Here is a 6,449-nt window from a genome sequence, read left to right on the forward strand (position 1 = left end):
AACTCCATTTTGAAGCTCGCGGACCATGGACGACTGGATCGATTACTACGATTCCACGCACACGATTTACGCGAGCAAGCGGCATCGCGACCTGCACTTTCAGGTGATCGCGCGCGACATCATCGGCTACATCAGCGCGCCTGATGCGGTCGTTCTGGACTATTCCTGCGGCGAGGCGCTGTCAGCGGCGAAGGTCGCCGACGCCTGCAGCATGCTGATCCTTGCCGAACCTGCGCCGGGCGTGCGCGGACGACTGATCGCGCGCTATGCACCGAACACAAAGATCCGGGTGCGCTCGCCGGAAGAACTGCGCCGGATGCCGGAGGCCTCGATCGATCTCGTGGTGATGAACTCGGTCGCGCAGTACATGACGCAGGCCGAGCTCGATGTGGCGCTCGCGGTGATCCGCCGGCTGCTGAAACCGACCGGCCGGCTGGTGCTGGGCGATATCCTGCGTCCAGGTGTAGGCATGGGCCGCGACGTGCTGGCGCTGTTGCGGTTTGCCGCCGCCGACGGCTTCCTCAAGGACGCCCTGGTCGGCCTGATGGCAACCGCGCTGTCGGATTACCGCCAGCTTCGCACTAAAATCGGGCTGCAGCGCTATGGCGAGACCGAGATGCTCACCAAGCTGAAAAAGGCCGGCTTCAGCGCGGTCCGGGCGTCAAAGAACATCGGCCACAATCCCTGGCGGATGACCTTCGTGGCGCGCCCCGCTCTCACCGGCAGCACATGACACGGATCGAAACCGGATTAGGGTTAACCAAAACATCGGGTGGCCCCCGGCAGCGTGAGCGGTAAGATCACCCTCGGCCCGGTGGCGGAAGCTTCGACGCGAAGAGCGGTGCAACGCTCTTGAACCTGGTTCAAGTCCAGGCCGGGCCTCCAGCCTTCGCTGCTTGCGCAGCTACGGCTCGGCGAGCCAGCCTTCACCGCTTGCGCAGCACCAACTCGGCGAGCCAGTATTCGCTGCCTGCGCAGCTACGGCTGGGCAAGCCAGCTTCGCCGCTGACGCGGCCTCGGCCCGCCGGCCAACTTCGAACCAAACCTCAATCGCTTGGCGCCGCCTCGCATTCCCGCATCTGCAACCGATCGGCATCGCGGGCAGCCGAGGCGATGACGGCATCGAGCAGACCGGGGAAGCGGGCGTCGAGATCCTCCCGGCGCAAGCTCATATAGCGCGCGGTGCCGACCAGACGTGTCTGCACCAGGCCGGCCTCGCGCAGCCGCGCGAAATGATAGGCCAGATTCGACTTGCCGCTGAAGGCGTTGAAGTCGCCACAGCGAAGCTCGCCTCCCTCCGGTTCGTGCTTGGCCAGGTTGTAGACGATGGCCAGCCGGATCGGATCGCTGAGGCAATCCAGCAGGACGGGCAGCTCGATCTCTGCGCGGGTCGGATGGTGAGGGGTACGGCTCATGGCGCGATGATAGGCAGCTCCGAGTGATGTTCAATAGTTTTTGAACCAATTGACAAATGGTATCGGCCTGACGATTGTTCAATGGAAATTGAACAAAAGGCGGCATGACGATGAACGTACTCTGGCTGGCGTTGGCGACGTTTGCGATCGGCACCGAGGCCCTGGTGATCGCCGGCCTGCTGCCGACGATCGCCGCCGACCTGCAGATTTCCGCACCCGCCGCCGGCCAATTGGTCACCGCCTACTCGCTCGCCTACGCGATCGGCTCGCCGGTGCTGGCCGTGCTGTTCCACAATGTCGACCGCAAGACGGTGCTGATCCTGGCACTCGTCTGCTTCATCGCCAGCAACCTGCTGGCGGTCGTGGCGCCCGGGTTTCCGCTGCTGATGGTCTCGCGCGTCTTGATGGCGCTGGGCGCCGGGCTCTGCACCCCCACCGCGATCGGGGTTTCGGTGGCGATCGCCCCACCGGAACGGCGCGGACGCGCCGTCGCACTGGTCACCTCCGGGCTGACGGTCGCGACCGTCGTCGGCGTTCCGCTCGGCACCGTCGTCGGCAACCAGATCTCGTGGCGCGCCACCTTCCTCATGGTCGCCGGCCTCGGCGTCTTCGCGCTGGCCGGTATCGTGCTGCGCCTGCCGCGCAATCTGCCTCGGCACACGAGCAGTCTCTCCGAACGACTGGCGGTGGCGCGGCACCCTGGGGTCCTGATCGCGCTGGTCACCACCACATTGTGGGCAATCGGCGCGATGTCGGTCTTCGCCTACCTCGCGGTGCCGCTGCACGGCATCGGCTTCGGCGCCGCAGAGGTGAGTTTCGCCCTGTTCCTGTTCGGGGTGGCGGCGGCGGTTGGCAACATCTCCGGTGGCATGCTCGCCGATCATTTCGGCCCGGTGCCGACCTCGGCTATCGCGCTGGCCGGCATGGCGACGGCCCAGTTTCTGCTCTCCGCGCTGCTGAAATCCACTCATTCCGGGGATTTCACGCACTATCTCGTCCTGCTGCCAATGATCTGCTGGGCCGCGTGCGGATGGGGCTTCTTTCCGGCCCACAGCACGAACATCATTCGGGCCGAACCGCATGCTGCGCAGATCGCGCTCTCGCTCAATTACTCCGCCATGTATCTCGGCTTCGCGATCGGCGGCGCCCTCGGCGGGATCGTGCTGTCAACGTTGGGTCCGGCCAATCTCGGTTGGGTCGGCGCCGCCAGCGCCAGCATGGGACTCGCGGTGCTCCTGCTGCTGGTGCGGCGGGAACGGCTCCAAACTGCCTAAAATGCCCGTTGATGGGACTCTCAAAGCCCTTTTCGGCTTAGGGAAACTGGTCTAAAGAGCCGCTTGCGCGCGAGGACTGGTCGCGCCTTGGCCGAAGGGGACGCGCGGTTCGCGCGCCCTTTTTTTGTGCCTGAATTCCTGCCCGTGAGATTGAATGCCGAAACGAACCGACATCTCCACCATCCTGATCATTGGCGCCGGCCCGATCGTGATCGGCCAGGCCTGCGAATTCGACTATTCCGGAACGCAAGCGGTGAAGGCGCTGAAGGAAGAGGGCTATCGCGTCGTCCTCGTCAATTCCAATCCGGCGACCATCATGACCGATCCGGAACTGGCCGATGCGACCTATATCGAGCCGATCACGCCGGAGATCGTCGCCAGGATCATCGAGAAGGAACGCAATGTCGTTCCCGGCGGCTTTGCGCTGTTGCCGACCATGGGCGGGCAGACCGCGCTGAACTGCGCGCTGTCGCTGCGCCGGCAGGGCACGCTGGAGAAGTTCGACGTCGAGATGATCGGCGCTACTGCTGATGCAATCGACAAGGCGGAAGACCGCCAGCTGTTCCGCAACGCCATGGAAAAGATCGGGCTGCAGACGCCGAAGTCGCGGCTCGCCAATGCCTCGGCGCTGAAGAAGCAGTACCGTGACAAATATTACACCGAGCGCGAGAAGCTGTCCGGTGCCGAACGCGACGAGCTCGACCGGCAATGGACGCTCGGCGAGAACGAGCGGCGCAAGCGCTATCAGGAGCATGCACTCGGCGAGGCGCTGATGGCGCTATCCGAGATCGGCCTGCCGGCGATCATCCGGCCGTCCTTCACCATGGGCGGCACCGGCGGCGGCATCGCCTACAACAAGGAAGAATATCTCGACATCATCGAGCGCGGGCTGGATGCCTCCCCCACCAACGAAGTGCTGATCGAGGAATCGGTGCTCGGGTGGAAGGAGTACGAGATGGAGGTGGTCCGCGACAAGAAGGACAACTGCATCATCGTCTGCTCGATCGAGAACCTCGATCCGATGGGCGTGCACACCGGCGACTCCATCACTGTGGCGCCCGCGCTCACCCTCACCGACAAAGAATATCAGATCCTGCGCGACGCCTCGCTGGCGGTGCTGCGCGAGATCGGGGTGGAGACCGGCGGCTCCAACGTGCAGTTCGGCGTCAATCCCGCCGACGGCCGCATGGTCGTGATCGAGATGAACCCGCGCGTGTCGCGCTCCTCCGCGCTCGCCTCCAAGGCCACCGGCTTTCCGATTGCCAAGGTCGCGGCCAAGCTCGCGGTCGGCTACACCCTGGACGAGATCGCCAACGACATCACCGGCGGCGCCACGCCGGCCTCGTTCGAGCCGACGATCGATTACGTCGTCACCAAGATCCCGCGCTTCGCTTTCGAAAAATTCCCGGGCGCCTCGACCACGCTGACCACATCAATGAAGTCGGTCGGCGAGGTGATGGCGATCGGCCGCACCTTCCAGGAGAGCCTGCAGAAGGCGCTGCGCGGGCTCGAGACTGGGCTGACCGGCCTCGACGAGATCGAGATCGAGGGGCTCGGCCGCGGCGACGACAAGAATGCGATCCGCGCCGCTCTCGGCACGCCGACGCCGAACCGCATTCTCCAGGTCGCCCAGGCGATGCGGCTCGGCTGGTCGGACGACGACATCTTCAAGTCCTGCAAGATCGATCCCTGGTTCCTGGCGCAGATGCGCGGCATCGTCGAAATGGAGGACAAGGTCCGCCAGCATGGCCTGCCGCCACATGCGAAGGCCATGCGGAGCCTGAAGGCGATGGGCTTCTCGGACGCGCGGCTTGCCGTGCTCGCCAACACGACGGAGGCCGACGTCGCCGCAAAGCGCCGCGCGCTCGGCGTGCGCCCGGCCTATAAGCGCATCGACACCTGCGCCGCCGAGTTCGCCTCGCCCACGGCCTATATGTATTCCAGCTACGAGACGTTGTTTGCCGGACAGCTCGCCGATGAGAGCGCGCCGTCCGACAAGAAAAAGGTGATCATCCTCGGCGGCGGCCCCAACCGGATCGGCCAGGGCATCGAATTCGACTATTGCTGCTGTCATGCCTGCTTCGCGCTTGCCGACGTGGGCTATGAGACCATCATGATCAACTGCAACCCGGAGACGGTGTCGACCGACTATGACACCGCCGATCGGCTCTATTTCGAGCCGCTCACCGCCGAGGACGTGCTGGAGATCATCGCAACCGAGCGCAGCAACGGCACGCTCCACGGCGTGATCGTGCAATTCGGCGGCCAGACCCCGCTCAAGCTCGCCCATGCCCTGGAGGCCGCGGACGTGCCGATCCTCGGCACCTCGCCGGAGGCGATCGACCTCGCCGAAGACCGCGACCGCTTCAAGCGCATCCTCGACAAGCTACACCTCAAGCAGCCGAAGAACGGCATCGCCTATTCGGTCGAGCAGGCGCGGCTGGTTGCCGCCGATCTCGGCCTGCCGCTGGTGGTGCGTCCATCCTATGTGCTCGGCGGCCGCGCCATGCAGATCATCCGCGAGGATAATCAGCTCAGCGACTACCTGCTCGGCACGCTGCCCGAGCTGGTGCCGGGCGACGTCAAGGCGCGCTATCCAAACGACAAGACCGGCCAGATCAACACGGTGCTCGGCAAGAACCCGCTGCTGTTCGACCGCTATCTGTCCGATGCGACCGAGATCGACGTGGACTGCCTCTGCGACGGCAAGGACACCTTCGTGGTCGGCATCATGGAGCATATCGAGGAGGCCGGCATTCACTCCGGCGATTCGGCCTGCTCACTGCCGCCCTACTCGCTGGACGCGGCCACGATCGCCGAGCTGGAGCGGCAGACCCGCGAGCTTGCGCTCGGGCTCAACGTGGTCGGCCTCATGAACGTCCAATATGCGATCAAGGACAGCGAGATCTACGTGCTCGAGGTCAACCCCCGCGCCTCGCGCACGGTACCCTTTGTCGCCAAGGTGGTCGGTACGCCGGTCGCCAAGATCGCCGCGCGCATCATGGCAGGGGAAAAGCTGGCCGATTTCGGCCTGACGAAGCGCGAGCTCAAACACGTTGGCGTGAAGGAATCGGTCTTCCCCTTCGCGCGCTTCCCCGGTGTCGACACGGTGCTGGGTCCGGAGATGCGATCGACCGGCGAAGTGATGGGCATCGATCGTTCCTTTGCGGTCGCCTTCGCCAAGAGCCAGCTGGGCGGCGGCACCCGCGTGCCGCGCCGGGGCACGGTGTTCGTCTCGGTGCGCGAGAGCGACAAGCAGCGGATCACGGATGTTGTCGCGATGCTGCATTCGCTCGGCTTCAAGGTGCTGGCGACCTCCGGCACGCAGCGCTTCCTCAGCGATCGCGGCGTACCGGCCGAGAAGATCAACAAGGTCCTGGAGGGGCGCCCGCACATCGTCGACGCGATCACCAACGGCGACATCCAGCTCGTCTTCAACACTACCGAAGGCCCGCAGGCGCTGGCCGACAGCCGTTCGTTGCGGCGTGCTGCCCTCTTGCATAAAGTGCCATATTACACCACTCTTTCCGGTGCCGTGGCGGCAGCACAGGGCATCCACGCCTATCTCGGCGGGGACCTTGAGGTCCGCACCCTGCAGAGCTACTTTTCCGAAACCTGATCGCCGCCGGCGCGCGAACGCCCGCTAAACGATTGGCAATTATCGGCAATAAAGCTCCCCGCAGGAACCCGCTGCCTTATTGGACTGTTGTCTCGGCCCTTGAAGGGCCGAATATGCCGGGCTTTCGGGCTTTGATTCGGG

Annotated in this window: 4 protein-coding genes and 1 tRNA gene; 4 read left to right on the plus strand and 1 reads right to left on the minus strand. The window is 64.7% G+C overall.

Annotated features, from left to right (window positions below):
• Positions 1-25: 25 nt before the first annotated feature.
• Together BRAS3843_RS04960 and BRAS3843_RS41330 are read left to right on the plus strand one after the other, a co-directional pair.
• Positions 26-733: a class I SAM-dependent methyltransferase gene (locus BRAS3843_RS04960; protein WP_008967650.1), complete on the plus strand. Its 708-nt coding sequence runs from the start codon at positions 26-28 to the stop codon at positions 731-733.
• Positions 734-808: 75 nt separating this feature from the next.
• Positions 809-885, plus strand: a tRNA-OTHER gene (locus tag BRAS3843_RS41330).
• Between the two features lie 161 nt (positions 886-1,046).
• On the opposite strand, the gene BRAS3843_RS04965 is transcribed toward BRAS3843_RS41330, so the two are convergent.
• Positions 1,047-1,415, minus strand: coding sequence for an ArsR family transcriptional regulator (locus tag BRAS3843_RS04965; protein WP_008967651.1), 369 nt, complete (start codon positions 1,413-1,415; stop codon positions 1,047-1,049).
• A 110-nt stretch (positions 1,416-1,525) separates the two neighbouring features.
• Here BRAS3843_RS04965 and BRAS3843_RS04970 point away from each other — a divergent pair, with 110 nt between their 5' ends.
• On the plus strand, positions 1,526-2,689 hold the full coding sequence (locus BRAS3843_RS04970) for an MFS transporter (RefSeq protein ID WP_035980864.1): 1,164 nt from the start codon (positions 1,526-1,528) through the stop codon (positions 2,687-2,689).
• 154 nt (positions 2,690-2,843) lie between these two features.
• On the plus strand, positions 2,844-6,308 hold the full coding sequence (gene carB, locus BRAS3843_RS04975; protein WP_008967653.1) for a carbamoyl-phosphate synthase large subunit: 3,465 nt from the start codon (positions 2,844-2,846) through the stop codon (positions 6,306-6,308).
• Positions 6,309-6,449 lie beyond the last annotated feature (141 nt).

The organism is Bradyrhizobium sp. STM 3843, assembly GCF_000239815.1.
Classification (GTDB): Bacteria; Pseudomonadota; Alphaproteobacteria; order Rhizobiales; family Xanthobacteraceae; genus Bradyrhizobium.